The 25,204-nt window shown below is 58.3% G+C and carries 22 protein-coding genes; 7 read left to right on the plus strand and 15 right to left on the minus strand.

The annotated features are described in order from the left end of the window. The first annotated feature begins 261 nt into the window (after positions 1 to 261). From C1949_RS16845 to C1949_RS16855, 3 genes are read left to right on the plus strand one after another with little or no spacing between them, the layout of a single operon-like run. Complete coding sequence (locus C1949_RS16845) at positions 262 to 540, plus strand: energy transducer TonB (RefSeq protein ID WP_170063103.1); 279 nt, start codon at positions 262 to 264, stop codon at positions 538 to 540. Positions 541 to 555: 15 nt separating this feature from the next. Next, a complete protein-coding gene (locus tag C1949_RS16850) occupies positions 556 to 3,171 on the plus strand; it encodes an ankyrin repeat domain-containing protein (protein ID WP_104739592.1) in 2,616 nt (871 codons plus the stop codon). Positions 3,172 to 3,218: 47 nt separating this feature from the next. Next, positions 3,219 to 4,745: a phospholipase D family protein gene (locus C1949_RS16855; protein ID WP_104739593.1), complete on the plus strand. Its 1,527-nt coding sequence runs from the start codon at positions 3,219 to 3,221 to the stop codon at positions 4,743 to 4,745. A 7-nt stretch (positions 4,746 to 4,752) separates the two neighbouring features. On the opposite strand, the gene C1949_RS16860 is transcribed toward C1949_RS16855, so the two are convergent. Together C1949_RS16860 and cls are read right to left on the minus strand one after the other, a co-directional pair. Then, on the minus strand, positions 4,753 to 5,115 hold the full coding sequence (locus C1949_RS16860) for a DUF6746 family protein (RefSeq protein ID WP_104739594.1): 363 nt from the start codon (positions 5,113 to 5,115) through the stop codon (positions 4,753 to 4,755). Positions 5,116 to 5,208: 93 nt separating this feature from the next. Continuing rightward, positions 5,209 to 6,651: a cardiolipin synthase gene (gene cls / locus C1949_RS16865; protein ID WP_104739595.1), complete on the minus strand. Its 1,443-nt coding sequence runs from the start codon at positions 6,649 to 6,651 to the stop codon at positions 5,209 to 5,211. Between the two features lie 96 nt (positions 6,652 to 6,747). On the opposite strand from cls, the gene C1949_RS16870 reads away from it, so the two are divergent. After that, positions 6,748 to 8,709: a CASTOR/POLLUX-related putative ion channel gene (locus tag C1949_RS16870; RefSeq protein ID WP_104739596.1), complete on the plus strand. Its 1,962-nt coding sequence runs from the start codon at positions 6,748 to 6,750 to the stop codon at positions 8,707 to 8,709. On the opposite strand, the gene C1949_RS16875 is transcribed toward C1949_RS16870, so the two are convergent. The 6 genes from C1949_RS16875 to C1949_RS16900 all read right to left on the minus strand — a co-directional run bounded on the left by C1949_RS16875 (position 8,706) and on the right by C1949_RS16900 (position 13,534). Further along, a complete protein-coding gene (locus C1949_RS16875) occupies positions 8,706 to 9,044 on the minus strand; it encodes a TusE/DsrC/DsvC family sulfur relay protein (protein ID WP_229744375.1) in 339 nt (112 codons plus the stop codon). The genes C1949_RS16870 and C1949_RS16875 overlap by 4 nt on opposite strands. Next, positions 9,041 to 9,352, minus strand: a complete 312-nt coding sequence (tusB, locus tag C1949_RS16880) for a sulfurtransferase complex subunit TusB (RefSeq protein WP_104739597.1) — start codon at positions 9,350 to 9,352, stop codon at positions 9,041 to 9,043. Before tusB ends, C1949_RS16875 begins: the two co-directional genes overlap by 4 nt. Then, positions 9,349 to 9,714 carry a sulfurtransferase complex subunit TusC gene (gene tusC, locus C1949_RS16885; protein WP_229744374.1) on the minus strand — a complete coding sequence of 122 codons (366 nt, stop codon included), beginning with the start codon at positions 9,712 to 9,714 and terminating at the stop codon, positions 9,349 to 9,351. The genes tusB and tusC overlap by 4 nt, the downstream gene beginning before the upstream one ends. Next, a complete protein-coding gene (gene tusD, locus C1949_RS16890) occupies positions 9,704 to 10,093 on the minus strand; it encodes a sulfurtransferase complex subunit TusD (protein WP_104739598.1) in 390 nt (129 codons plus the stop codon). Before tusD ends, tusC begins: the two co-directional genes overlap by 11 nt. A 68-nt stretch (positions 10,094 to 10,161) precedes the next feature. After that, positions 10,162 to 10,827, minus strand: a complete 666-nt coding sequence (locus tag C1949_RS16895; protein WP_104739632.1) for a Bax inhibitor-1/YccA family protein — start codon at positions 10,825 to 10,827, stop codon at positions 10,162 to 10,164. A 136-nt stretch (positions 10,828 to 10,963) separates the two neighbouring features. Continuing rightward, entirely contained in the window at positions 10,964 to 13,534 is a 2,571-nt protein-coding gene (locus tag C1949_RS16900) for a hybrid sensor histidine kinase/response regulator (protein WP_104739599.1), read from the minus strand. Positions 13,535 to 13,730: 196 nt separating this feature from the next. Here C1949_RS16900 and C1949_RS16905 point away from each other — a divergent pair, with 196 nt between their 5' ends. Then, positions 13,731 to 15,767, plus strand: a complete 2,037-nt coding sequence (locus C1949_RS16905; protein WP_104739600.1) for a putative bifunctional diguanylate cyclase/phosphodiesterase — start codon at positions 13,731 to 13,733, stop codon at positions 15,765 to 15,767. A 134-nt stretch (positions 15,768 to 15,901) separates the two neighbouring features. Here C1949_RS16905 and C1949_RS16910 read toward each other — a convergent pair whose 3' ends face one another. Both C1949_RS16910 and zigA read right to left on the minus strand, forming a co-directional pair. Further along, positions 15,902 to 16,660: a hypothetical protein gene (locus C1949_RS16910; RefSeq protein ID WP_104739601.1), complete on the minus strand. Its 759-nt coding sequence runs from the start codon at positions 16,658 to 16,660 to the stop codon at positions 15,902 to 15,904. Positions 16,661 to 16,813: 153 nt separating this feature from the next. Next, on the minus strand, positions 16,814 to 18,028 hold the full coding sequence (gene zigA / locus C1949_RS16915; RefSeq protein WP_104739602.1) for a zinc metallochaperone GTPase ZigA: 1,215 nt from the start codon (positions 18,026 to 18,028) through the stop codon (positions 16,814 to 16,816). Positions 18,029 to 18,210: 182 nt separating this feature from the next. Between zigA and C1949_RS16920 the strand changes: the two genes are divergently transcribed. Beyond that, the gene (locus tag C1949_RS16920) at positions 18,211 to 19,182 is read left to right on the plus strand and encodes an alpha/beta fold hydrolase (RefSeq protein WP_104739603.1); all 972 of its coding nucleotides are present in this window, start codon (positions 18,211 to 18,213) and stop codon (positions 19,180 to 19,182) included. Between the two features lie 42 nt (positions 19,183 to 19,224). Here the strand turns inward: C1949_RS16920 and cyoE are convergent, their stop codons facing one another. Genes cyoE through cyoA form a run of 5 tightly spaced genes read right to left on the minus strand, consistent with a single transcriptional unit; the run spans position 19,225 to position 24,032 of the window. Beyond that, entirely contained in the window at positions 19,225 to 20,115 is an 891-nt protein-coding gene (cyoE, locus tag C1949_RS16925; RefSeq protein WP_104739604.1) for a heme o synthase, read from the minus strand. Further along, positions 20,112 to 20,453 (minus strand): cytochrome o ubiquinol oxidase subunit IV, encoded by a 342-nt coding sequence (gene cyoD / locus C1949_RS16930; protein WP_373289805.1) that lies wholly within the window; start codon positions 20,451 to 20,453, stop codon positions 20,112 to 20,114. The genes cyoE and cyoD overlap by 4 nt, the downstream gene beginning before the upstream one ends. Beyond that, positions 20,450 to 21,067: a cytochrome o ubiquinol oxidase subunit III gene (locus C1949_RS16935; RefSeq protein ID WP_104739606.1), complete on the minus strand. Its 618-nt coding sequence runs from the start codon at positions 21,065 to 21,067 to the stop codon at positions 20,450 to 20,452. Before C1949_RS16935 ends, cyoD begins: the two co-directional genes overlap by 4 nt. Beyond that, on the minus strand, positions 21,067 to 23,079 hold the full coding sequence (gene cyoB / locus C1949_RS16940) for a cytochrome o ubiquinol oxidase subunit I (RefSeq protein ID WP_104739607.1): 2,013 nt from the start codon (positions 23,077 to 23,079) through the stop codon (positions 21,067 to 21,069). Before cyoB ends, C1949_RS16935 begins: the two co-directional genes overlap by 1 nt. Next, entirely contained in the window at positions 23,079 to 24,032 is a 954-nt protein-coding gene (gene cyoA, locus C1949_RS16945) for a ubiquinol oxidase subunit II (protein WP_104739608.1), read from the minus strand. The genes cyoB and cyoA overlap by 1 nt, the downstream gene beginning before the upstream one ends. Before the next feature lie 737 nt (positions 24,033 to 24,769). Here cyoA and C1949_RS16950 point away from each other — a divergent pair. Then, positions 24,770 to 25,201, plus strand: coding sequence for a group II truncated hemoglobin (locus C1949_RS16950; protein ID WP_104739609.1), 432 nt, complete (start codon positions 24,770 to 24,772; stop codon positions 25,199 to 25,201). Positions 25,202 to 25,204 lie beyond the last annotated feature (3 nt).

Genomic DNA, 25,204 nt, shown 5'->3' on the forward strand with positions numbered 1-25,204 from the left:
CCACCGCCCCCTCCGGAACCCGAGCCCGAGCCCGAGCCCGAACCGGAGCCTGAGCCTGAGCCAGTAGCGGAGCCGCCGCCTAAGCCGGTGGTTCAGAGGCCCACACCACCGCCCGCCGCGCCACCCAAACCTCGAGGGCCACCGGTACACAGTTTTGGAGCCAACCAGCAATGGGCGGCGCCACCCAGTCCGCCGCCAACCGCCGCCAGTACGCGAGGGCGAATGGCTCCCTCTGGCTACGCGGATACGGTAAAGGGCAGGGTGATCGCGAACCTACAGCGACCAGAGGGCGCGGTCTACAAGCCGCCGCCAGGCTACAACGGCGATCCGAATGACTTCAAACGCCACTGTTACATCCCCTACGAAATTACGGTGGATGGCCGTGGGCAAATGGTTAGCTTTGAGATCGACCCTTGTGGCGACGAGGTGCTCGATCAGGCAGCCCGCCAGGCGATTCGGCGAGCAGGCCCGTTTCCGCCGCCTCCAGGTGGCGGGGAAGGGCGTTACACCATTTACGGAACAGCTATTTTTCTGGACTGATTACGGAGTATTGGCATGTTGAACCCATCGCGTATCGCCCTGGCAGTGAGTGTGATTCTTCTATCCGCCTGCGCCAGTGCACCGGTTCCGCCCAAACCCAAGCCAGACCTGACGCCCCATCTCTCTGCGCTGCCAGCACCGGGACGTGCCAGCTTTGATTGCAGCGGGGCGCTGCCGGAAGTGCATCGGCAGATTTGTGCCAACGATGCGTTGGCGGCGCAGGATCGTGCCTTGGCGTCCCTGTTGCACAAACGGATCGACAATCTGGACCTGCCAGGTGCACTGGTTCTGGAGGCCAATCAACGCCAGTGGCTTCTCGCACGCGCTGGCGCATGTGGCTTGGGTACCGAGATAGGTACCGCCATGCCATCGAACCCGGATGCACAAGCGTGCCTGGCCAGCCTCTATCGGCAACGTATCGCCGAGCTGCGCAGTTGGCCTGAGCCAGAGGCCGGGGCCAGCTCACAGCGCCATGCCTGGGCAAGCTATGCGGAGTTCCGGTTGGCCGAGGATCTGCGCCCCGGATTTTGCAGCGCGGTCGGTTCGGCACTGAATCGCGCGCTGGCGACCGACGGGCAGGCAAACATTGAGGCACTAACCGGCGCAACCCTACTGGCAGGTAGCCACGCCGACAAGACCGAGACCAGCGCCGACGGACATCGCTACCGCGTAGAGCTATATGACGCCGGCCTGTATGCTGGGTACCAGCAGCGGGCTCGGGGCTTGCTGGTGGATGACCGGGTTGTCATGGACCATCGCACCATGCCGGCCTGGATCGCGAAGCAGCCCGGTTACGGTGGCCGAGCCAATGCCTCCTCGTCACAGACCAGCGACTACGGCAGCATTGATCTGTTCAGCTATCAAGGCGAGACGCTGGCACTGGTGAATGAAACATGGGGGTTCTATTCGCCTGCCGCCCGCGGCGAGTCTGCCTATGCCGGAGTCTATGCGCTAGGTAATGAGCTCAAGCCTCTATGCCTGTTCCAGAGTTATCTCACCCCGCCGCGCACTGATAATCTCCGTGGTCTGCCAACCTACGCCCAATTGAACAGCGAACTCGAACAGCTTGCCGGTGATCCGTTGCCGGGCTATGCGCAAAGTGATCGCAGGGACCTGTTCCAGCGTTGGAAGGAGCGCCAGTGGACGCTGCTGAACCTACCCCTGTTGGGCGTGGACGAATACCGACGCAGCGGACGCGAGGCCGCCATTGCCATGCGCAACGACGCCGCAATGGAGCAATTTTTCCTCTGGTCGGAACGCAACCTGGGTAACAAGCTGCGCTATCGGCAGCTAATGCCTCTGCTGGCACCAGCGCATCAGGAGCTGCAAAGCATGTTTGCCGCTCAGGGACTAACCGCCGATGAAGCCACACTTGCGGCCGATCTGCTGTTCCATGAAACCTTCGCACGAACCATGGAAAACCTGCAGGTGCCCGATCAGTTGCCAGCGATGCCGCCGGTGCCATTTGCCCGCTATCAAGCGCGCTACGCCATTGCCCCTCAGCCCGGTGCTCTGGAGCAGGGCCGGCAGTTTGCCACGCTGCACAGCGTTGTCCTCAACGGTGCACCACTCAACGTAGTAGCCGACTTCATTGACTACGAAACCGACGTATTGGGCAACAATCGCGGCATCGGGCCGGACGGGGATACCGCGTTGATGGCAGCGGTAGCGAGCCCGGAAACGCTCTCGCTGTTGCTGCGCCGCGGCTTTGATGTCAATGTGCGCAACCAGTGGGGGCGCACCGCATTGATGACAGCCGCACAGAATGGCGAAAGCGAGTCAGTTCGGCTGCTGCTTGCTGCCGGTGCCCAACTGCATGCCGAAACCCGCGCGACCGCCAATGCAGGAGTAGGTGGCCCTGATCGCAGGGAAGCTGCCAGCGGTCGACAAACAGCCCTGCTGCTGGCTGCTAATAGCGGTGATGAGGCGACCATACGGGCGTTAATGGACGCCGGCGCCATGCGTCAGGCTTGGCGTGGCTACGATGAGCAAATCTGCCGGGCTGTTGCGGTAAACAGTAACCTGAGCGAAAGTCAGCGCTCCGCCTTCAAGAACTCCGAGCTGTGTGCGTCCACCTATGCACCATTACCGGTGAGCGCCCAGAGTACGGTTGATATTCGCGCAGGTGATGAACTGATCATCAGAGAGGACGGTCAGAACTATCCGATACAACTGATTCGGCGTCCAGAAATGACGCTGTTTGGCAGGCCGACTGAAATTTCGCCCCAAAACCTGACGTCTGATGTCGGCCCGCTGGCAATCAACGTTGCAACTACCGCGACCCGTCGAGCCAAGGTTCGCGTCGCCGGGCCGTTGAATTTGGTGTTCGACGACCTGAGCACTAACACGCCTGATATGCTGCGTTTTCTAGTCAGCTTCCCGGTCACCGGCTCGCCGGTGACTCAGCCCGGCTATCGGGTGGTACAAGCACCGGAGCAACAGGTACTGAGTCTGGAGTTTGACCCGCAGCAGCATCAGGTCGAGGCGGCATGGCGTGCGTTGTACAGCGCTGCCTATACTCAAGGCCTGAAACCCGGGAAAACGGGGTATGTCGTGATCGACAACCGCGGTAGCCGTCGCGTCAGCTACCAACTACGGGTTACCGATCAGTACGAGGAACAAGATAACTAGCCGCCGGTCTGGCCGGGCAGGGCGGCGACACGGACCAGGATGTATCCATGTTGCGACAGCTCTTGCTGGTCGCCGCAGCCTGTCTCATGACGGGCTGCGCGACCGCTGGTATGACCCACGACGAATTGCCAACGTACTACTTGCCAGCAGATCCTGCGAGCAAACTGAGCCGCTATCTGGACAGCCAGAGGCCTGAAGACCCGGATAAGTCGGGCTTCATTCTGCTGCACAACGGTTCAGACGCACTAGCCGCGCGTATCCGCCTGATCGACATGGCCGAGCGCAGCCTCGACATCCAGTACTACATCTATAACACCGACACCACTGGAGGCCTGCTCACCGAGCATCTGCTCAAGGCTGCTGATCGTGGTGTTCGCGTGCGGCTGCTGATCGACGACGTTGGCGCCAGCCTGGAAGACGTCAAAGTCGCCACTGTGGACCTGCATCCCAATATCGATGTCCGCCTGTATAACCCGCTGAGCCTGCGCAGCGAATGGGCAAAGATATTCAGCAAATTAGGTGAGTTCGGGCGGATCAATTACCGGATGCACAACAAGGTCATCGTTGCCGACAACACCGCGCTGATCACTGGCGGCCGCAACATCGGCGATGAGTATTTCGCGTTGACGGATATCGACTTCCAGGATGTCGATGTTATCGGCATAGGGCCGATCGCCGCCCAGGCGTCCGATAGTTTCGACAACTTCTGGAATAGCGGAATTGCCATTCCGATCAATGCCATGGCCGAGGACCGGAACGCGGATGACCTGGCTCGAATGCGCGCCAACCTGGGCTCTATAAGCCGTCAAGCTGCGCGCAACCCGTATCTGAAAGCGGTAAGCCGCTCCCGGTTCCTGACCGGTCTGGATGGCAGCGCTCTGGACTGGCATTGGGGCAATGCCAAGTGGTTTTACGATGACCCGTCGAAGTCGGATCCTCACGGTGACGGTAACAAGGTCGCGTTTCTGGGCCGCAGCCTGATCGAGCCGATCAGTCAGACCGAAGAGGAGCTACTGCTTACATCTGCCTACTTCGTGCCACGTCAGGGCGGCGAAAAAATGCTGTTGAGTCTGATCGAGCGTGGCGTGGATGTCTCCCTGCTAACCAATTCGCTGGCTACCACGGACGTGCTGGCGGTACATAGCGGCTACGCCAAGTCGCGTGAACCGCTGCTTGAGGGCGGCATGAAGCTCTGGGAGCTGAGGCCGATTGCCGGACAACAGGAACGCGCGAGTCCTTTTCTCGGTGAGTCTCTTGCCAGCCTTCACGCCAAAACCTTTGTTTTTGACCGCCAGGCGGTATTTGTCGGCTCGGTCAACCTGGACGCACGCTCGATCCTGCTCAATACCGAAGCCGGTGTATTCATCGAAAACCCGGAGCTGGCGCAGGAAATGGTTGAGCTTTTCCAGCGTTGGACTTCAGAAGACTACGCCTTCAGAGTGGATCTTGATGATCGCGGCGATCTGCGCTGGCGCGCAGAAGGCCAAACCTGGGATACCGAGCCGGACGCAGGGCTATTCCGCCGTTTCATGAGCTGGACCCTCGGCTGGTTGCCCCTGTCGGGTCAGCTCTGAAGCCGCTTCAGGCCCGTCCGGCCAGCCAGCTACGAACAGCGGCCAGGTAAGCACTGCCACAGCGTGCCACCTCGCTGGAGTCGCAGCTTTCAACCGCCTGATGCAATGACTCCAACGGTTCAGCCACTGTCGTAGCGGGTGTACCCAGCTGCAGCAAGTCGCTCTCCAACTGATAGCTCAGTTCATCGAGCTGGCTCAGCGCGTGTTGATCCAGCGGCTGCCCGAGAATCTGTTGCAGTGACTGGCTGTGTACGCTCAGCTGCATCACTGCCGCCTGCACGGGGGAGAGTAACGCCGGAGCCGTATTTCCCAGGGCGGCCGGCGCCATCATGCTGACGGTAAGGCTGACGGGTATCAGATACACTTTCATTGATGCTCTCTCGCTAATGACAATCAATCTCATTTGCGAGTTTAGCCATTCGGACATCGAATGCAATAGCGTTGAACGGACTTTTTGTCGCAGTCAGAGCAGTGGGCTAAGGAAGAACATCATCCGTTCAACCACCCGTGCAGCTCGCGAGCGAGTCTGCCACTGCTCCAGCTCCAGAGACTGACTATCCGCAAGGTAGCCCTCCAGCAAGCGCTTGATGGCGGCGCAGCCCTCTGGCGAAAACAGCGTGACCGTCAGCTCGAAATTGAGCTGCAAACTGCGAATATCCAGATTTACGCTGCCGACCAGCGCCAGTTGGTCATCCATGAGCATCGCTTTGGTATGCAGCAAACCACCACGAAACAGATAAATCTCGCCGCCGGCCTGAAGAAAGCGCTCGTAGTAGGCTCGGCTTGCCCAGCCGACAAGGTGCGAGTCGTTCCGCTCAGGCACCAGCACCTTGACTCTGACCCCACGCCGCGCTGCCTGGCACAGTGCGTCGAAAATTGCTTCCGATGGCACAAAGTAGGGCGTACTGATGACGATGGAATCATTGGCCCGGTAGATGCTGGACAGCACCGCCTGGCTGATCAGATCTTCCCCCATACCGGGGCCCGACGGCAGTATCGACAGCCATTTGTAGCAATTGGGCGGGCTCGGCAGAGCAGGGGTGAGGCGGCGTACACCGGTTTCCACTTCCCAATCCCAGGCAAAGACCTTGTCTAACCCACGAGCAGCCGGCCCGTCCAGGCGTAGCATGATGTCGACCCACTCTCCGACCTTGGCTTCGCGCTTGAAATAACTGGGGTCCGCCATATTCATCGACCCGGTGTACGCCAGATGTCCGTCGATGACAATCAGCTTGCGATGCAACCGCAGGTCTATACGCTGTGCCAGAGCACGCCAAGGTCGCACTGGCAATGCCGGTACAACTTCTATTCCTGCGTCGATAAAACGCTTGCGCCAACTGGAACGGAAAAAGGGCCGGCTGCCGGCGTGGTCTATCAGCAACGACACCTTGACGCCACGCGTGCTGGCTAAGATCAGCACTTCGCCGAGTTCATCCACGCGTCCCCCGGGGTACCAGATGTAGGTTTCCAAGTGAATGCTCTGCTCAGCGTTGGTGACGTCCTTGCACAAGCGGCTGAAGATAGTCTCCGGCGTGTCGAGCAGCTCCATCTGCTGATACCCCAGCGCGCCGATGCCCAACCGGGTCTCGATCAGTTGACGAATACCCTGTACCAATGGACCACCGGGCAAGGGCCCGTTCACGGTTCGGAAATCTTCAGCGATACTCTGAAGAAACGGCTCAACCATGGCTTCGGCCCGCCGGGCGCGCTGACGGCCCAGATTCAACTCGCCAAGCATCAGATAGAGGATGGCGCCGACCAACGGCAGGATATAGATGACCAGCAGCCAGGAAAGAGTGACGCTGACCGGGTTACGACGACCGATGACCCGAAAGGTGACCACGGCAGTAAAAAGCCAGTAGAGTACCGCCAGGGCAATGCCGATGATGTGTTCGATGTAACTCATGCGGATTGAACAGAGTGCTGTCCAGATGGCCAAACCCGAAATCTAGCAGCAATTGTACTCCTCGTTAAGAACAACCAGTCTTGAGATTCTCACCGCATGTTGCCATTTTCCTTTATTGACCGTTTGCGTTATTTGGTCGAGCGTCAGTTTGTAAAGGGCGCGCACTACCAATTGCTGGTAGTCGCCGCGTTCATCGCGTTGATTTCCCTGCTCGGCGGCTGGCTGGCGTGGCCTACCGGTGGTGATGACAGCTTGGCGGATTCGGTTTGGTGGGCGTTTCTGCGTCTGACCGATCCAGGCTACCTTGGCGATGACCAGGGTACCTGGCGGCGTATTGTGTCCACCGTGCTAACCCTGAGTGGCTATGTGGTGTTTCTCGGCGCCCTGGTCGCGATCATGACGCGCTGGTTGATCGCCATGATGGTCAAGCTTGAACAGGGGCTGACCCCGGTGACCGTCAGCGGACACATCGTCATTCTTGGCTGGACCAACCGGACAATTCCGCTTGTGCAGGAAATTCTTGATGTTAATGGCGGCATCCAGCGCCTGCTCAAGGCGCGCCTGACCAAGCGTCTGCGACTGGTTATTCTGGCCGAAGAGGTCACCGCAGAACATGTGCACGAACTCCGCGCAGTGCCGTTGATTCGCAGGCACATGAGCAACATCATTTTGCGTTCGGGCACCGCCCTGCAACCTGAAGATCTGGACCGGGCGGCCTGCCTGCAAGCGGCGGTGGTATTGATTCCCGGACGCACCCAGAGTGCCGGCTCGCTGGTCAGCAGCGATGTCGAGGCGATCAAGGCTTTGCTCACACTGCAGGCGCAAGCCCATCGTCACGGAATCACACCGCCCTATGTGGTCGCTGAAGTGGACGACAGTCGCAAGCTGGCTGTTATGCAGCGTGCTTACTCTGGCCCGCTGGAGGTGCTCGCCAGTGATGCCCTGGTCAGCCGGTTATTCGCCCAGTCGATTGTCCATCCCGGGCTGCCGGAGCTGTTTGGCGAGGTCATGACCGTCCACGAAGGCAATGAGTTCTACATTCGCTCGACCGATAACTGCATAGGACAAACCCTTGCCGATATCGGTAGCCGAACCCCGCAGGCGATTGTCTGCGGTCTGATGCGGCCGACCGGGGGAGGTTGGAGGACCTGGCTGAACGCGCCTAGCGATGAAGTCATCCGGAACGGTGACAAGCTGGTCATGCTGGCACGCGCCTACGAACATGCAGAGCCCCCTAAGCAGCAGAGCGAGGTGCAGGTTCGGGCACTTCAACGCCCCTCCGGAGCGCTGCGGCACCGCAACGCTGCCGGCGGATTGCGTCGGCTACTGGTGCTGGGCTGGAATCGACGCGTTCCCGCATTACTGAACGAACTGGCCAGCTATACCGATTATCGGTTTGAAGTGCACAACGTAGCAGTTGTGAAGGCTGAGGACCGGCAAGCAATGGTCGCCAGCTACAGCGCTGCCGCCTCAGGTATCGAGTGCCATTACACCGACGCTGACTATATGGTTGAAGGTGCGCTTGGCGATTTGATGGAGGAACGCTTCGACAGCATTATTCTGGTTTCGTCTGATCGTCTGGATAGTGGCGAAGAAGCTGACGCCCGCGCTATGGTCGGCTATCTAATCGTCGATGAGCTCCTACGCGAGCGCGCCTCTCGGCCGCAGATTCTGCTCGAGTTGAGTGATCCTGCGAACGAAAGCCTGGTGGTGCGTAAGCGCGGCGAGACCATTGTCAGTCCGATGATTCTCAGTCATTTAATGGCGCAGATTGCACAGCGGCGCGAGCTGGGGCTGATGTTCGAGGAACTGCTGACTACCGGCGGACCGGAGCTGGTGTTCCATGATCAGCAGCGCTATCCAATGCAGAGCGTAACCACCTTCGCCGATCTCGAAGCCGTGGTCGCATTGCAGGGAGATACCGCATTGGGCGTGTATCGTGTTCGGGCTGACGAGGAGGGGAAACGCCTGCAGCTGAATCCCCAGCGGGACAAACCGTTGCGGCTCTCCGAGGGAGACCAGTTGGTCGTGCTGACAACCCTGCCAGAGATCGCCTAAAGGCAATTCTCCGGCTTGGGTAGCCCTGCGATCTTGCTACCCAGTTTTGCCGGGCTGCCAGGAAACAGACTCAGCAGATACATGCTGTTGCCCTTGTCCTTGCCCAGCTCCTGGCCGACAAACTTGACCAGCGGCCGCATGGCAGGCGACAACTGGAAGGTCTGATAGAAACGCCTCAGCAGTAGAACCACCTCCATGTGCGCGTCGGTCAGTTCGATGCCCTCGCGCTTGGCGAGGGCATGGGCCACAGCTTCAGACCAGTCATCCAGCGCCACCAGGAAGCCCTCCTTGTCCAGCGGGACCACACGCCCGTCAGCATTGATGAAGTCGTTCACCAGCTCAGTACCTTGTCGTAGAGCGTGCAAATCTCAACCATCCCCGGATAGTCAATCAGCTTGACCCGTGCCGGCAGATCATCAATCGCCAGCCCGCGTGCCAGTACGTCAGATTCCAGTGCAAACAACTTGATACTCGCGGGCAGCAACTGCATGGCGTTTACCGCGCTTGTGCGCGGCAGCAACGCGTAGACCGCGTCCTCAATCAGCAAAAGACCTTGCTCCGGGCCGATTACTCGCAGACTGCTGGCAAAATGGGTGTCGTCCTGCGGCGCATGCCGCAGCAGATGTAACAGGGTAGACCTCATAGGGTAATCACCTGATCGTGATGCTCCAGCAAGGTTGCAATCTCCGAGCTATCCACTGCTTTGCAGTTGAGTACAAAGCGACCAGGCTGTAGCCCACGTTCGGCTAGAGAGTGGTGGCAGACAAACAGGTCTTCAACACCGAACATTGGCAGGGCTTGCAGGTTGGATGCGACGGGCTTCTGCTCGATCAGCGTCGATTCCTGGCCGGGCAGTAGCTGCAGCACACCGGCGTCCATAAACAGCATACTGACCGGAACGCCAAATGCAGCAGCTGCCAACGCCAGATCCAGCGCTTCGCGTGCGGCAATCGAGGTCGGCGGCTGGCGGCTGATCACCAGCAGGCTTCTCAGTTCAGGTTCCAAAAGTCACCGCCCGGTCCGCAGTCTGCAGAGCATCAACCCATTGCCCAAGTCCGGACAGCGCCCAGGGCGAGCCGGTATTCGCTGCCGGTCGCTCCCAGCGATCGGCTTCTGCCTCGTTCAGAACGCCTCGACGCAACGCCGCAGCGATGCAAACCACTGCATCAAGGTCATTTTCCGAGATAAAGGCGCTCCAACTGCGGGCGAGGTCGCACTCGTCCTGCGGCTGCACGCCCAAAGTGGATGCGAGATGAACGGCATCACGATAAAAAAACAAGCGGCTGATCTGGTGACCGCTGGCAAGCACCGCCTCGGCAAATTTCAAGGCGCTGCGAGCGGCAGGGTCTTGTGGGCCAGCCAACAGGGCAATAGCAAACTTCATAGTCTCTGGCTCGTGAACAAAATGGCCCGCCAAAAGGCGGGCCATTGAGTATAACGCAGCGTCTGGGTTCAGTCGTCGCTGAAGATGCCCAGCAGCTGGAGCAGGCTGAGGAACAGGTTATAAATCGATACAAACAGGGTGATGGTTGCCATGATGTAGTTGTCTTCACCACCGTGGATGATTGCACTGGTCTGATACAGAATCACCGCCGAGGAGAACAGCACAAAGCCGGCGGAAATAGCCAGTTGCAGGCCGCTGATCTGGATAAACAAACTGGCAACCACTGCGCACATCAGAACGATACAGCCTGCCAGGATGAAGCCCGACAGGAAGCTGAAATCCTTGCGGCTAAGAATCGCATAGGCCGACAGACCAAAAAATACGACTGCCGTCATACCCAGTGCCATCGACACCAGTTGCCCGCCATTGGGCAGCGACAGGTAGGCGTTCAGGATCGGCCCAAGGGTATAGCCGAGGAAGCCTGTGAAGGCGAAGGTGCTGACCAGTCCCCAGGCTGAGTTACGCAGTTTTGTGGTCAGAAACAGCAAGCCGTAGAAGCCAACCAGTGTCACGATAATGCCTGGGTAGGGCAGATTCAGGCTCATGGACACGAAGGCAACCACGGCGCTGAAAGCCAACGTCATGGCCAGCAGCGTGTAGGTATTCCGGAACAGCTTGCTGACTTCTGCTTCGCTGACGCCAGCGTGTTGAAGGGTAGTGTTGTGTTCCTGCATGTTCATGTACAGCTCCTGTATCGGAAAGCAAAAATCCGTTGGTAGGCCTCGATCATACGGCTTGATCACAGCAAATCAAGCAGCGCAGCGCATCGAACTATTTCTATTCATGTTGACGAACTCACAGCGTTACAGTTCACACCGATAGTGCGCGCTGAATCACGTCATCCAGCATGTTGAGCAGCTTCTTCTCCTCAACCGGCTTATCGAGCCAGGCAAGGCACGGATCGTTATCACCATGGAGCAGGCGCTGACCTTCATCGCAGTAGGCTGACACCACCAGGATGGGCATTCGCCCGGTTAGCGGCTCGGCACGCAATTCACGAATAAGATTAAGGCCGTGACCGTCCTGCAGGCGCAAATCGGTTACCAGCGCGTCAAACCGTTCCTGCTGAAGCAACAGCTGGGCACCATGCAGCGATATGCTGGTGGTCGGGATGTAGCCAGCTCGACGCAAAACCAGCGCAATGAAATCCGCAATCATCGGGTCGTCATCCACCACCAGCACCTTTCGCTTGGTGTTATTCGGCGTGCTTTCCGGGAGCTCTTCAGTGGCACGCTCGGTCGGCAGACTCAGCCAGAAGCAGGCTCCGTTTGGAGGCTCTGAAAAAAAGCCGACATCACCGTCCATCTGCTCCATCAGTTCTCGGGATATGGCAAGCCCGAGGCCGGTACCAGGCTGCTTGCGCTTGTCCGATCCGTCGGCCTGAGCGAACTTGCCAAACACCTGGTCCTGAAACTCGAATGGAATGCCTTCACCTTCGTCAGTGACGCTGACGCGAACCCGCTCGCCATCATGCAACACCTCAATTACCACCTGCGAACCCTCGGGCGAGAACTTGATAGCATTTGACAGGTAATTATTGAGCACTTGGTGCAGACGCATGCTGTCTACCCGCACCCAGACATCAGCAAAGTCGCGGCAGACAAGATCAATATTGCGGCTGTCTGCGAATGCACGGTTGGCAGACAACGCTTCCTCAACCAGCTCTCTGAGTGCGTAGGTGCGTATTTCAAACTTCATTTTGCCTGCCGCAAGCTTTTCCATATCCAGCAGGTCGTTGATCAGATGATTGAGACGCTGACTGTTGCTCTCGGCAATTTCCAGCATTTTGCTCATCGCAGCGGGCACATCCCCCAGAGAGCCACTGTTGACGATAGCCAGCGCGCCGGAAATGGAGGTGAGGGGAGTGCGCAACTCATGGCTGACCGTGGAGACAAACTGGCTCTTCATCTGCTCGATTCGCTTCTGTTCGGTCAGATCAAGCATGGTACCGCTGGCCCTTAGAGCGACGCCCTGGTGGTCCCTTTGGATGGCCCCGCGCAACAAAACAGGCACCAGATGTCCGGCCTTGTGACTTAACCGCACCTCAGCAGAAAACGCCATCTGATCAGAATAGATAGCATCGCGCAGCAGTTGCGTCAGGGCATGACGGTCATCCGGTGCCAACAAGGACTGCCAGCGGTGCAGTGACTGTTCATCGCTGAGAGCCGGGTAGCCAAGCATTTCCCAGGCACGCTCGGATGCGACAAAACGCATTTCAGGAATGTGGATATCCCACCAGCCGTCATTGCTGCCTTTTAGCACCAGGCGCTGCCGCTCCTCTGCCTGACGCAGGGCAGTGTTGCTGGCGCGTAGCTGTTTCGTCATGCGCCCGGCAAGCAATTCGGCTTGCTGCTTGCGCAGGGCGAGGAGGCTGGCCATGACAAACAGCAGCAAGCTGACACAGAAGCCGACGATGAACACCCAGAGACTGTTGTTGTAACGCTGGTCAAACGTCGGCGTACTGTTGAATTCAAGCTGCCAGTCACGCCCGTACAGACTCAGCTCAACGGTGCGTTGCAGACTCGCCACGTCGTCACCATTGGCGAGATCGGAAAACAGGACGGGATTGTCCAGTCCCGCAGCAGTGTCGATTAGCCGATAACCGATACCCGGGGTGAGTGACCCGAGGATGCCGGACAACAGGTCGCCCATACGATAGGGGCTGTAGACAAAGCCGCGCAGCGCCGCCATGCGCTCATCCGGCGTATCGAGGAGCATTCCCTGCCGGTAGACCGGCACGTACATAAGGATACCCGCCTGAACCACACCGTGGGTTTCCTGCAAAAGCTTGACCGGCCCCGTTATTCGGGTGGTCGCCGTCTCCGCCGCAGCGCGCATTGCAGCGTGCCGGGTTGGTTCCGAGTACATGTCAAAGCCAAAGGCAGCGAGGTTTCTGCCTTCAAACGGTTCAAGGTAGAGGATTGAGGTGTATAGCGGGCGAGCGCCCTGAGGATGGACCCGGAAGTCGGGAAAGCCTTCGCTGCGCACTTCCTGCTCAAAGCGCGCCAGCTCCTGTTCACGCAGGACTTTTGCGTAACCGACGCCGAGGATCCCGGGAAAGTTTTCAGCAAGACGCAGACGCTCTACCAGAATGCGCCACTCCTGACGCTGCACACTTGCGCTGGCATCCAATACGCCCGCGCCGCCAAGCAAAATCTGTTCGTGGTCGATCATGCGCTTGCGAATCGCGTCGGTAATATCGTCCGTCAACAGGACAAACTCGCGACTGGCGGCATCCGCTTCTCGGTCGATCAGATACACCCCAGCAAAAACGGTGCTCAGCAAGCCGATGAACAACACGAACCAGGAGATGCCATTCTGGTGACTGAAAACGGCTCTGGGGAACAGGCTGTTAGCCGAAATTTGCTTGTTTTCTGTCATCCAAATGTCCGAGATGGGCGCAGCGCCAGCCCGAAGGCGAGCATTACCCGAATAATAATTGCTTGGGTGGTGCTACGCATAGGCCTGAACGGAATGACTTTTTAGCTAGGCGCGTTGGCGGCGCCCGTTGAGGCACTGCTGGCAGCCTTGCAAAGAATGATATAATTTTTGACGCTTGAATGATGACGTAAAGCCCATGCTAGACAGCTTCGGCTTAATTAGCGCTGAAACGCCCATAACAGAAGGCTTGTGCGCATTATTGAGAACGGGTAGCGTTCCTTTTTTTTTACGACTGACTGGTCAAGCGCCGCATTATCAGGAAGCAGAATGCATGGAAATGGCAGAGATCAAGGGTGGGCTGGACAAGGACTTTTTCACGCGGATGCAAGATCGTCAAAATCGACGCCTGCGCCTGATCGGCAATCTGGTCATTCTGGTCCTGTTGACTATCGAGTTACGCACGCTGCTGATCGGCGCCTGGAACGACTCCATTCTGGTAGCAGCGGCATTGGCTACAGTGCTGGTGGCGCGCAAACTTACTGCGCGTGGCAAACCGGAATATGCGGTCTCTGTTGCTCTCATGACCCTCACTCTGCTGGTCAGCTGCTCAATGTGGCTGGAGCAGGGGCTCTACAGCGGTGCCTTGATAGCCTTTCCGACGGTATTGGTGGTGGCAGGCGTCATCGCGTCAGAGCGCTTGTTCTGGGCGTTGCTGACGATCATGCTAGCGACAGTCGCCTTGATCAGTTTTTCCGCCTATTTCGGTTACCGGGCTTTTCAACCGTTGCCCATTGGAGTAGGGCGATGGGCTGTCGTCAGCAGCATACTGGTGGTATCGGCGGGGACCATAGTCTGGATGATGCGAGAAATGCGCAACATGCAGAGTTCGCTGGAGCGAGAAGGCAAGCGACTGCGTTGCTCCCAAGCAAAAATCACCCACTTGGTAGGCCATGACGCACTGACGGGGCTAGCCAATCGAACCGCCTTCAGCAGCCATGTAACACAAATGATCGAAGCTGCTCGTACGCAACAGCGAACGCTGGCGTTGCTGTACATGGACGTAGACAACTTCAAAACAATCAACGACTCGCTTGGCCACACGGCCGGGGATGAGTTAATTCGCTCGGTCGCTGGCCGCCTTAAACAGGTGGTCCGTGATGCCGACACGCTCTGTCGGCACGGCGGCGATGAATTTGTAATGGCACTGGCCAACATTGATGATGTGCATACCGCCGTTGCAGTTGCGCAACGCATGCAGGAAGTAATTTCACAACCTTTCGAACTCAGCTCCAAGCAACTGGTGACCTCCCTGTCAGTTGGCATTTCCTTGTTCCCAAACGACGGTCATGACGCCGACACCCTGGTGCAGAAATCAGAACTGGCGATGCTGCAGGCGAAGAAAGCAGGGCGCAACACCCATTTCGTCCACCAAGAGGACTTGAGCGCAGACAGCCACCAACGCCTGGATATAGAGCAAGCCCTGCGCCAGGCGATTTCGCGAGACGAACTGCGCCTCTATTACCAGCCAATCATTGCCCTGAAGGGCGAAAGGCTGGTCGGCGCAGAAGCATTGCTACGTTGGCAGCATCCTGAGCAAGGACTGCTATCGCCAGACCGATTCATGGATGTTGCGGAACAGTCAGGATTGATCGCAGAAATTGGCGAGTGGGTGATCCGGCGCGCCTGCGAGGATGCTATGCGCTGGCAGCAGCACGGACTAAGGCTGGGGGTTTCGGTCAATTTGTCGGCAATCCAGATACGGCGCAACAATCTGCAGAGCGTGATTGTTGACGTACTGAACGAAAGCGGCCTGGAACCCGAGCTGCTCGAACTGGAGCTCACCGAATCGATGTTGCTGGAGAAATCAGATGCTTTTCTGCAATTGCTGAAAAACCTGAAGAAGCTTGGCGTCTCCCTGGCAATCGATGATTTCGGTACCGGCTACTCCAATCTGTCATACCTGCAGCGATTTAACGTGGACCGCCTGAAAGTCGACAAATCGTTCGTACTCGACTTGAGTAGCAACGAGCAGAATCGCGCCATCGTTACTGCGGTCATCCAAATGGCACACAGCCTGAAGTTGCAGGTAACCGCCGAAGGAATTGAGCATCAACTGGTGCAGCGCATCCTGACGTCACTTGGGTGCGATCATGCGCAGGGGTATCTGTTTTCCCGGCCGCTGGAGCCGGACGCATTCCTGGGATATGCGCGCTCGTACAGCGAACGCGCGTAAGGCGATGGGCACCCAGCGTGTTGAGATTGTTTCACTCTCTGGTCGCACCTAGCACTTCGCATAATATATATTATGTTAAATAGGATATAACGGAGATAACGTTTGTGCGCTTCGTTCGTTACAGTGCTCTCTCTTCAACGTGCAATCGTGCACAGCTCACCCTGCAATGGTGTCCCCGCCTGAGCGCTTAGCAGACGCTTGATCAGCGCTATGTTGTCCTGATTATCTAGTCCATCGCGCATGGCAATCACCAGCGGGACCTCCAACAGCATCTTGGCTACGCGCACCTCTCCAATGCCATGGCGTTCAGCGAGGTACTCCATCACCGTTGGATCGGTAGCCGCAAGCTGGAACCGGCCCAGGCTGAGCATCTTCAGCAACGACAGCTCACCGCTTGCACCGTTGTCGATACTCTGTGGGAATCGCTCTATCAGCGCCTGGAACTGTCTGGGGTAGACATAGCTTTTGACAACCCCTATCCGATGCTCGGAGAAAGCCTGGTCAATGTCATCAACGCTGACGTCACTATCCTCCATTGCCATTAGCGCAAGGTGAGATGATGTAACCTCACCTGAGGACACGAAGCCATCATGCACCTCTGTCGGCCACGCTGGAAAGTAGCCAAGATATCCAGGCTGGCGGGCAATCTGCTGGGCTCGGCGCCAAGGATAGAACTCGACCTGCAGCTCAATAGCGCACTGCCCCAGAAGGTTTCGCAGATGCTGAATGGCGTTACCACCGGTTGCCATCGAGGACGCGCTGTAGGGCTCCCAGTCGAGTGCCGTAATCTTCAAGATACGAGCGGCATGCTCATCGCGACCGAAATCAGCAGCGGCGACAGAAGCACTGACCGCAAAAATCAGAGGAATAAATAGCCAGGTACGCAAGTTCAAGCGCGGACTCCGTCGTCAACCAGCTGTTCAGGATTGAGCATAGCAGCAATATACCCTGCCGCTGGTTGTTGAACAGTATCCGCGCGTGCACTGACCGGCTGGAGCTACCCTGGCAGGTTCAAACCGACAGCATGTGTGCTGGCAGCCGCTCCCTCAGGCCGGCTCCTCCACATTACTTACCCATGAACCGAACGGGTCGCCCAAAGCGGCCCATTGCGCGGGCTCCAACTGCATTTCAGCATCGGACAACAGGCAACTATCCAGATCCTGCTGCAACTGCCCAGCGTCCAGGCCTTGACCAATGAACACCAGCTCCTGCCGGCAGTCGCCACTTTCTGGCCGCCATTGCTGCATGATCTCTTTGAGCATGTCTGGATCGGTCGGCCAGTGTTCGCGATCAACAAAACGCCACCAGCGCCCCGCCAGCCCATGCCGCATCAGGCTGCCCGCCTGGGACCAGCTGCCCGCCAGCGTCCACTTGCTGGCCAGCCAGAACAGCCCTTTGGAGCGAAGCAGCCTGCCGTTGCGCCACGGGCTGCTGATGAAACTGTAGAAACGTTGCGGATGAAACGGGCGGTTCGCTCGGTACACGGTAGATCCAATACCGTATTCCTCCGTTTCCGGAATGTGCTCGCCGCGCAGTTCCTGCAGCCAACCCGGCGCTTCGGCAGCCCGCTCGAAATTGAACAGGCCGGTATTGAGTACCTCGCGCAGCGGGACGTTACCCATCACCATTGGCAGGATGTTCGCGTGTCGGTTGAGGTTACGCAGGATGGACGTCAGCTCTGCGAGCGCGTCTCGGCTGATCAGATCACTCTTGCTGATCAGGATGACATCGGCAAACTCGACCTGCTCGACCAGCAGGTCGGTAATCGAACGCTCGTCGTCCTCACCCAGGGTTTCGCCGCGGCTGGCGAGACTGGCGGACTGTTCGTAGTCGTTCAGGAAGTTGACCCCATCGACGACCGTAACCATCGTATCGAGTCGGGCCATATCGGCTAGTGCAGCGCCCTCCCCATCCCTGAAGGTAAAGGTCTCTGCGACCGGTAGCGGTTCGGATATGCCGGTGGACTCAATCAGCAGGTAGTCATATCGCCCCTCTTTCGCCAGCCGGCCGACCTCCTCCAGCAGGTCCTCACGCAGGGTGCAGCAGATGCAGCCGTTGCTCATCTCAACCAGCCGCTCTTCTGCCCGGTTCAGGGTGACATCCCGCTGGACCTCGCTGGCGTCGATATTGATTTCACTCATGTCGTTGACGATAACGGCAACGCGCAGTCCGTCACGGTTTTTAAGAATGGCGTTAAGCAACGTACTTTTTCCGGCGCCTAGGAAGCCGGACAGGACAGTGACAGGTAGTTTTTCAGACATGACGTTAATCTCGGACTTAATAATGGTTATAACATAACATTTAATCCAAAAAAGTCACGCACCAGTCAGCCTGGACATCAAAGCTTTGAATACGTCGGTATGTAACATGGCGGTCTTGCTTGATTGTCTGGCAGGTTAGGAGGTATTCAAACTGCATGCCCTACCCTATATAAGGAAGAACAATGTACTGCCTGGACGATATCCGCTTCGAACAACAACAGATAAGCGGACTGAGCACCCGCATAGCACGGGTGGGAACCGGCCCGGTTGCACTGTTTATTCACGGCTGGCCTGAGTGCTGGTACTCCTGGCGACAGCAGATGGTGGCGCTGGCCAATGCGGGCTACACGGCGGTCGCCCCTGACATGCCCGGCTTCGGCGAAACCGAGGCGCTAGCGCAAATTGATGATTACAACGTCACCCGCATTGCCGGCTTTATGCAGGAGCTGGTCGCGCACTACAGCCCGGACGCGCCGGTATTGTTGATCGGCCACGACTGGGGCGCGATCAACAGCTGGCAGTTTGTGCAGTTGCATCCGGAATGCGTCGAACAGCTGATCATCATGAGCGTCCCGCTGCGCCCGGTTGCTGATGTACCGCCAATCGAGTTTTTGCGCAGCTATTTCAAAGATCAGTTCTTTTATCAGATCTACTTTCAGGAACCGGGCGTTGCCGAAGCCGAGTTTGACGCTGACCCGGAAGGCATCTTGCGCGCGCTCTACTGCTCCCCGGATACGCCGCGCCACCCTCCTCTGCTGGGCAAGTCGCTTTCCGAAGGCGGCGGCTGGATTGGCCGCCTGGGTGTACCGAAGGAGCAACCTGCCTGGCTAACCGACGAGATGCTCGCTTATTATTTGAATGCCTATCGGCATAGCGGATTTGCCGGCGGTATCAACTACTACCGCAATCTGGACGAGAACTGGCGCCGCCTGCTGCCACTGCGCGAGAGTAAAATCACCTGCCCGGTGCTGTTTATTGCCGGTACTGCAGATATGGTGATTCAAGGCATGGGCGCAGATGCACTGCGTGAAATGATGGCACCACGCGTTCCGCACCTCGACATCGTCATGCTGCCGAAGATTGGCCACTGGCTTCAGAACGAGGCGCCCGAGGCTGTGAATGAGGCGATGCTGCGCTTTCTCCAGCAGCCTTAAGGTGGGGAAATGCGCCTGAGCCTGCAGCCCAGGCGCATTCAATCAGAGACCGGCAAACAACGTTGGCGACGGCAAGACCCGAAAGTCGATCGACATCATCAGACTCAGCGCGGTGATGGCGATGATCGAGAAGCCGAACAGCTTGCGTGCCCACAACCGATCATCCACCTCTTCGCGGTAACCGGACAGCGCAATCACCAGCCACCAGATGCTGACCAGCAGCGCGATGACCAGATAACCGTAACCGGCAAAACCGGACAGCGTCAGCATCAGTGCTGCCGCCGCAAAGGCGAGGATGTACCAGACGATGTGCTGTTTGGTGACCCGAATGCCCTCTTTGACCGGTAGTACCGGAATGCCGGCTGCGCTGTAATCATCGAAGCGGAAGATGGCAATCGCGTACGAATGCGGCATCTGCCACAGACAGAAGATCAACAGCAACAGCGCGGCACCGGTGTCGAATTGACCGGTCACGGCGCAGTAGCCCACCACCGGCGGCATGGCACCCGACAGGCTGCCGACCAGCGTGCCGTAGACCGAACGGCGCTTCATCCAGAGGCTGTAGACGCCCACATAGATAAAGAAGCCGAACGCCGCCAGCGCGGTGGCGACCGGCGTGGTGTACCACCAAAGCAGACCGAAACCGGCCAGCCCCAGCACCACACCGTGCGCCAGTGCCGCCAGCAGCGAAATCTGCCCGGTGACCAGCACCCTGCTCCGCGTCCGCTGCATATGCCGATCAATGTCGCGGTCGATGCAGTTGTTCATCACGCAGCCACTGGCAACCACCAGCGACAGCCCGATCACGGTAGCCAGCAGCAGACCGAGATCGATCTGCCCCTGAGCGGCGAGGAAGTATCCCCCCGCCACCGCAATCAGGTTGCCAAATATGATGCCGGGCTTGGTGACCAGCAGATAGCGTTTCAGTTTCACTGGAACATCCAGGGCATCATCAGCATGTCGGCGTTGACCATGATCCAGATGGCCAGCCCCACCAGCATGACGATGATCAGCACGGTGAACAGGAAGGCCACCAGATTCCAGCGGCCCTCGGACGAGGTGTTCATGTGCAGGAAGCACACCAGATGCACCACGATCTGCACAACGCCCATGACGACCATGCTGATCAGATTGACGCTCTGGCTGAACTGCCCACTCATCACCATCCCGAACGGGATGGCGGTGAGGATGACCGAGAGAATAAAGCCGATGGCGTAGGAGCCGTAGCTGCCGTGACCGGCACCGGCATCGGAATGCGCATGACTCATCAGACAACCCCCATCAGATAGACAATGGTGAACACGCAGATCCAGACGATATCCAGGAAGTGCCAGAACAGGCTCAGGCACATCAGGCGTGTGTTGTTACGGTCAGTCAAACCGCGCTTGCTTACCTGCAGCATCATGATGACCATCCACACCAGGCCGGCGGTCACGTGCAGACCGTGCATGCCGACCAGGGTGAAGAAGGACGACAGGAACGCGCTCTTGTCTGGGCCAAAGCCTTCGGCAATCAGGTGGTGGAATTCGTTGATTTCCATCCCGATAAAACCCGCGCCCAGCACAAAGGTCGCCGCCAGCCAGGCTAGTGTCTGACCTTTGAAGCCACGGTGCGCCGCGATCATGGCAAAGCCGTAGGTGCAGCTGCTGACCAGCAGCAGCGCGGTTTCACCCAGCACGTAGGGCAGCTCGAAGATGTCCTTGCCGCTGGGGCCACCGGCCGTGTGGTTGACCAGCACGGCATAGGTGGCGAACACGCAGGCGAACAGGATGCAGTCGGTCATCAGGTACAGCCAGAAGCCGAATACGGTGTTGCCGCCGGTGTCGTGGTGCGCGTGGTCGTCATGTGCCACGGCGTGGTTGGAGTGCATTACAGTGCTCGACATCAGATCTGCTCCGCAACGGGTTGAGTGTTCAGCACCGAACGCGGCGCCTCAAAGCTGGCATGATGCAGGTTCTCGACACGCTCGATTTCGTCGGGCTGCACGTAGTAGTCGACGTCCTCGTTGTAGCTGCGTGCGATAAAGGTCGCGATCATGCCGATGAAGCTAACCGCGCCCAGCCACCAGATGTGCCAGACCAGGGCAAAGCCGAATACCGCGCCCACCAGACCAATAATCACGCCAGCTGAAGTGTTCTTCGGCATGTGAATCGGCGCGTAGTGATCGGGGCGAAGATAGGCCTCGCCACGCTCTTTCATATCCTGGAAGGCATCCAGTACACGCACGGTCGGGGTAACCGCGAAGTTGTAGAACGGTGGCGGCGAACTGGTGGACCACTCTAGGGTGCGACCACCCCACGGGTCACCGGTGACGTCACGCAGCGATTCACGGTTGCGCAGGCTGACCACCAGTTGTGCCAGCTGGAACAGAATGCCGCACAGAATCAGGCCTGCACCGAAGAAGGCAACGATCAGGTACGGCTGCCACATCGGGTTGTCGTAATGGTTCAGGCGACGGGTCATGCCCATGAAGCCGAGGATATACAGCGGCATGAAGGCCACGAAGAAACCGGTAATCCAGCACCAGAAGGCCCCCTTGCCCAGACGCTCATCCAGCTTGAAGCCGAAGGCCTTCGGGAACCAGAAGGTAAAGCCGGCCAGATAACCGAATACCGCACCACCGATGATGGTGTTGTGGAAGTGGGCGATCAAAAACAGGCTGTTGTGCAGCACGAAGTCCGCACCTGGCACGGCCAGCAGAACGCCGGTCATACCGCCCACGGTGAAGGTCACCATAAAGCCCAGGGTCCACAGCACCGGGGTGGTGAACTGCACGCGACCGCGGAACATGGTGAACAGCCAGTTGAACAGCTTCACCCCCGTTGGCACCGAAATGATCATGGTAGCCACGCCGAAGAACGCGTTGACGTTGGCACCCGAGCCCATGGTGAAGAAGTGATGCAGCCAGACCACGAAGCCCAGTACGGTGATCGCCGCGCTGGCCCAGATCATCGAGGTATAGCCGAACAGCTTCTTGCCCGAAAAGGTCGAAATCACTTCAGAGAAGATACCGAACGCCGGCAGGATCAGGATGTACACCTCGGGATGACCCCAGGCCCAGAACAGGTTGATGTACATCATGGCGTTGCCGCCAAGCTCGTTGGTGAAGAAGTGCATGCCCAGATAACGGTCCAGACTCAGCAGCCCCAGAGTGGCGGTCAGAATCGGGAAGGATGCGATGATCAGAATGTTGGTGAAGGTACAGGTCCAGGTGAAGACCGGCATTTTCATCAGCGTCATGCCCGGCGCACGCATCTTGAATACGGTGACCAGGAAGTTGACGCCGGTCAGCAGCGTCCCTAACCCCGATAACTGCAGCGCCCAGATGTAATAGTCGACCCCCACGCCCGGGCTGTAGCCCAGTTCGGCCAGCGGCGGGTAGGCAACCCAACCGGTGCGGGCGAACTCCCCTACCCCCAGCGACACGTTGACCAGAATCGCGCCGGCCACGAACAGCCAGAAGCTCAGCGAGTTAAGGAACGGGAAGGCAACGTCACGGGCGCCAATTTGCAGCGGTACCGCGATGTTCATCAGACCGACCATGAACGGCATGGCCATGAAGATAATCATGATTACGCCGTGGGCGGTAAAGATCTGGTCGTAGTGCTCCGGCGGCAGATAGCCCTGTGATGCCCCTTCGGCCACCGCGAGCTGGCCGCGCATCATGATCGCGTCGGCAAAACCGCGCAGCAGCATGATCAGGGCAACCAGGATGTACATCACACCGATTTTCTTGTGGTCGACCGAGGTCAGCCACTCGGTCCACAGGTAGCCCCACTTGCGGTAGTAGGTGATGGCGCCAAAGATCCCCAGACCGGCAATCGCAACGATCGCCAGGGTGACCATGATAATGGGCTCGTGAAACGGCACGGCCTCGAGTGTCAGCTTGCCAAACATCAGTGGGTCTCCTCGGCAGCGTTCATGGGCATGCCCGCCATTTCGGCGCCCGCATGTGCCTCATGGCCGGCGTGACCCGCGTGGTCTTCGTGGCCGGCCGCGTGCTTACCGCCGTTGTGGTATTGCATGAGGATGGTGTCGTACAGGATCGGGCTAACGCTGCCGTAGTAGCGGACCGGATCGGCCTTGCTCGGGGCTGCCAGCGCGGGATAACTGTTCAGATCCAGCGTCTCGGTATTGGCTTTGACCTGGCTAACCCAGTCGTTGAAGCCCTGCTCGCTGGTGGCGATGGCCTGGAACTTCATGTCGGAGAAGCCTTCGCCACTGAGGTTGGCGGAGAAACCGTCGTAACTGCCTTCATGGTTGGCGATCAGGTGCAGCTTGGTCTGCATGCCGGCCATGGAGTAGATCTGGCTGCCCAGCGCAGGGATGAAGAAGGAATTCATCGCCGATTGGGAGGTGATCTTGAAGTTGACGGGGGTGTCGACCGGGAAGGCCAGTTCGTTAACGGTGGCTATGCCCTGTTCCGGGTAGATGAACAGCCACTTCCAGTCCAGCGATACCACCTGCACTTCAATCGGTTTTACGTCCGAGTCCAGCGGGCGGTACGGGTCCAGCTCGTGGGTGGTCTTCCAGGTGATGGTGCCGAGGATGGCAACGATCACACAGGGAATGATCCAGACCACCAGTTCAATCGCGGTGGAGTGGGACCAGTTAGGTCGGTAGGTCGCCTTGGTGTTGCTTGCACGATATTTCCAGGCAAACACCAGGGTCATCACGATGACCGGGATTACCACGATCAGCATCAGCAACGTGGCGGTGATGATCAGCGACTTTTCGTCGACGCCGACCTGCCCTTTCGGGTCCAGCAACACCATCTTGCAGCCACTAAGCATCAGCAGCGGCAGCCAGGCGAGCCGTTTCAGGAGTGAAGTTATCTGCTTCGGGTTCATGTTGCAGCCTTAGTCGTTGAACAGGCCCTCGCGCCCGACAGGGAACGAGGTGCAACACGTTCGCAGCATGAAGTGTTCGCCATGACAGGCCGGCAAACATCACGCCAGACAGGTGCGACAGGTCATTGGCTGGATAGCGGACTTATACCCATAAACCGAGCTATCCAGCCGACCTCAACCTCACCAATCCAGGCCTGATGTTCACCCACACTGTCGCCGGGCCCATTACGTACGCAGCAGTACCCGAGCGTCTCCCGCATGAGCGCGCGTCGAGTGCTGCCTGGTGTCGTTATGGGTCAGCGGTTATGTCTTGTGCAGACTGGGGCGGCGTACATCTTCAATCGCCTGAGTGGCCGCGGGAGCGGCACCTTCCGTGGAGAGCCAGATCGGACGTCTGGAACGTGTTACGAGAAGTATTACAAAGTATTTCATGATGGCGCGCAATTGTAACAACTAGTGACACAGGTCAATACATCGTTCCAAATTTGCCATTCCATAACGCGCGTAGCTGAATGCGAACGGGTCGCAAGTCACGTGTGGCGCGGCTTGTAGCGGGAGACTCCTGCTCTGCGGCAGGCGCCTCAATGGGTGCGGCAATCTGCCGCGGATGAGCACTGCGCGCCAACGCAGTGCTAACTTGAGACAGGCACGAGCGGTGCGGCGACAGGCCGCAGAGAGGTCGCTGGTTTAAATATGCCGAATGCGTACCATCAAGGTATTACCATGAGGTGCAGAACATGACCCAATCCCTACCCCCTTACGGCACTGCCGACGCGTCCTACCAGGCTGCTGGCGGCATTGATGGCATTCGCCTGCTGGTCGACGATTTTTATCAAGAGATGGACAGCTGGGAAGGCGCACAGGAACTGCGGGCCCTGCACGCGCCGGATTTGGCGTCGGCGCGAGCTAAGCTGACCGCATTTCTGTCAGGCTGGCTGGGAGGGCCGAGACTGTTTCAGCAGCAGTATGGCGGCATCAGTATTCCCGCCTTTCATGCCAAATGGGATGTAGGCCCGGAGCTGCGGGACCAGTGGCTTGAATGCATGGCACGGGCGATAGCAAAACAGCCGTACCACCCGACCTTTGCCAGCTATCTGCTGGAGCAACTGCGAGTGCCCGCCAACCGGGTAGTGCAAGCCAGTCAGGCGATGCGTCAGGCTCAGCAGTAGCCG

It is taken from the genome of Halopseudomonas oceani, from assembly GCF_002903165.1.
Classification (GTDB): Bacteria; Pseudomonadota; Gammaproteobacteria; order Pseudomonadales; family Pseudomonadaceae; genus Halopseudomonas; species Halopseudomonas oceani.